The organism is Klebsiella sp. MS 92-3 (assembly GCF_000195655.1).
Taxonomy (GTDB): Bacteria; Pseudomonadota; Gammaproteobacteria; order Enterobacterales; family Enterobacteriaceae; genus Klebsiella; species Klebsiella pneumoniae.
Map to the genome: position 1 here is coordinate 47397 of NZ_GL882795.1, position 2697 is coordinate 50093.

At 59.2% G+C, this 2697-nt stretch carries 2 protein-coding genes; both read left to right on the forward strand.

Going from position 1 to position 2697, the window contains the following annotated elements:
- A partial coding sequence (locus HMPREF9538_RS32570; RefSeq protein WP_216087195.1) for a hypothetical protein occupies nt 1–192 on the forward strand: 192 nt, incomplete at its 5' end.
- Nucleotides 193–275: 83 nt separating this feature from the next.
- On the forward strand, nt 276–2648 hold the full coding sequence (locus HMPREF9538_RS16175) for a membrane-bound PQQ-dependent dehydrogenase, glucose/quinate/shikimate family (protein WP_009484806.1): 2373 nt from the start codon (nt 276–278) through the stop codon (nt 2646–2648).
- Nucleotides 2649–2697 lie beyond the last annotated feature (49 nt).

A 2697-nucleotide genomic window follows, 5' to 3' on the forward strand; every position in this document is an offset into this window, starting at 1 on the left:
GGCGGGGGAACCTGCAAACGCGCCGACGCCGCTCCCCATGACGTTAGACATATTCGGCAAAATAATCATTTAGTGCGAAATTATTTATTAACATTTGCGCAAACTTCTTTAACAGATCTATCATGTCTCGATTTCACCAAATGGTTCACTCGAAATCTAATCAAGCAACAAATACAGTTTTATGAAGGTTAAAACCACTTCATTCAAAAATGATTCAAAAGCAACATGTTTCATTTGGTTCACAGTGAGGTGGCTGGTGTGGTTAAGGAGATTACATGGCAACTGGCAACGCGCCGCGCGGATTCCCCCGGATCCTGCAGTGGCTTCTCGCCGGACTGATGCTCATCATCGGTCTGGCTGTGGGTATTCTTGGGGCAAAACTGGCCCTCGTCGGCGGTACACTGTACTTCGCGCTGATGGGCGTGGTCATGGTCATCGCGGCGGTGTTGATTTTCCGCAACCGCCGCGGCGGTATTCTGTTATACGCCGTGGCGTTTATCGCCTCGGTGATCTGGGCGATTAGTGACGCTGGCTGGAACTACTGGCCGCTCTTCTCGCGCCTGTTTGCGCTCGGCGTACTGGCCTTCCTGGCCGCCCTGGTCTGGCCTTTCCTCGCCAGCCCACCGGCGAAAAAAGGCCCGGCCTATGGCGTCGCCGCCGTTCTCGCCGTGGCGCTGGCGGTGAGCTTTGGCTGGATGTTCAAATCCGCACCGCTGGTCAGCGCGACTGAAGCGGTACCAGTCAAGCCCGTCGCGCCAGGCGAACAGCAGAAAAACTGGGCGCACTGGGGTAACACCACCCACGGCGACCGTTTCGCCGCCCTCGACCAAATCAACAAACAAAACGTCAACCAGCTGCAGGTTGCCTGGGTAGCGCATACTGGCGATATCCCACAGAGCAACGGCTCGGGCGCAGAAGATCAGAACACCCCGCTGCAGATTGGCGATACTCTCTATGTCTGTACCCCTTACAGTAAAGTGCTGGCGCTGGATGTGGACAGCGGAAAAGAGAAATGGCGCTATGACTCCAAATCCTCTTCACCCAACTGGCAGCGCTGCCGCGGCTTAGGGTATTACGAAGATAGCCAGGCGCAAACCGCGCCAGCGTCAGGCACGCAGCCGGCCGCCTGTTCCCGTCGTCTGTTCCTGCCGACCATCGACGCCCGCCTGATCGCCATTGATGCCGATACCGGCAAACTGTGCGAAAACTTCGGCGATGGCGGTATTGTCGACCTCAGCGTCGGCATGGGTGAAGTGAAAGCGGGTTACTATCAGCAGACCTCCACCCCGCTGGTGGCGGGCAATGTGGTTGTGGTGGGCGGCCGCGTCGCGGATAACTACTCCACTGGCGAACCGCCGGGCGTGGTCCGCGCGTTTGATGTCCACACCGGCAAACTGGCATGGGCGTGGGATCCGGGCAATCCAGCGCTGACCGGTGTTCCGCCGGAAGGCCAGACCTACACGCGCGGTACGCCAAACGTCTGGTCGGCGATGTCCTACGACGCGAAGCTGAATCTGATCTATCTGCCCACCGGCAACGCCACGCCAGATTTCTTTGGCGGCGAACGTACCGCGCTGGACGATAAATACAGCTCCTCTATCGTGGCCGTGGATGCCACCACCGGCCAGGTGCGCTGGCACTTCCAGACCACACACCACGATCTGTGGGACTTTGACCTGCCGTCTCAGCCGCTGCTGTACGATCTGCCTGACGGCAAGGGCGGCACCACCCCGGTGCTGGTGCAGACCAGCAAGCAGGGCATGATCTTTATGCTCAACCGCGAGACCGGCGAGCCGGTGGCCAAAGTGGAAGAGCGTCCGGTGCCGGCGGGCAACGTCAAAGGTGAACGCTACTCGCCGACGCAACCTTACTCGGTAGGGATGCCGATGATCGGCAACCAGACGTTGACCGAGTCCGATATGTGGGGAGCGACACCGATCGACCTGCTGCTGTGCCGTATTCAGTTCAAAGAGATGCGCCATCAGGGCGTCTTTACCCCGCCAGGTGAAGATCGTTCCCTGCAGTTCCCGGGCTCACTCGGCGGCATGAACTGGGGCAGTGTTTCGCTGGATCCAAACAACAGCCTGATGTTTGTCAACGATATGCGTCTGGGCCTGGCCAACTATATGGTGCCGCGCGCGAAGGTGGCGAAAGACGCCAGCGGGATCGAGATGGGCATCGTGCCGATGGAGGGCACGCCGTTTGGCGCGATGCGCGAACGTTTCCTGTCGCCGCTGGGCATTCCCTGCCAGAAGCCGCCGTTCGGCACCATGTCCGCGGTAGATCTGAAAACCGGGAAACTGGTGTGGCAGGGGCCGGTTGGCACCGTAGAAGACACCGGGCCGCTGGGGATCCGTATGCACATGCCAATTCCAATCGGCATGCCGACCCTTGGCGCATCGCTGGCAACGCAGTCCGGACTGCTGTTCTTCGCCGGCACCCAGGATTTCTACCTGCGCGCCTTTGATACCGCGAACGGCAAAGAGATCTGGAAATCGCGTCTGCCGGTCGGCAGCCAGTCCGGCCCGATGACCTACGTCTCACCGAAAACCGGTAAGCAGTACATCATTATCAATGCCGGCGGCGCCCGTCAGTCACCGGATCGCGGCGATTACATCATCGCCTACGCGCTCCCAGACCATCACTGATCGACATACACAAAAGGGGCCCCCCCCCCCCCCCTTTTTTTTTTTTTTT

What these genes read in the sequence shown, in the direction of transcription:
- HMPREF9538_RS16175 (WP_009484806.1), top strand. Translation starts at nt 276, where the DNA reads ATGGCAACTGGCAACGCGCCGCGCGGATTCCCCCGGATCCTGCAGTGG.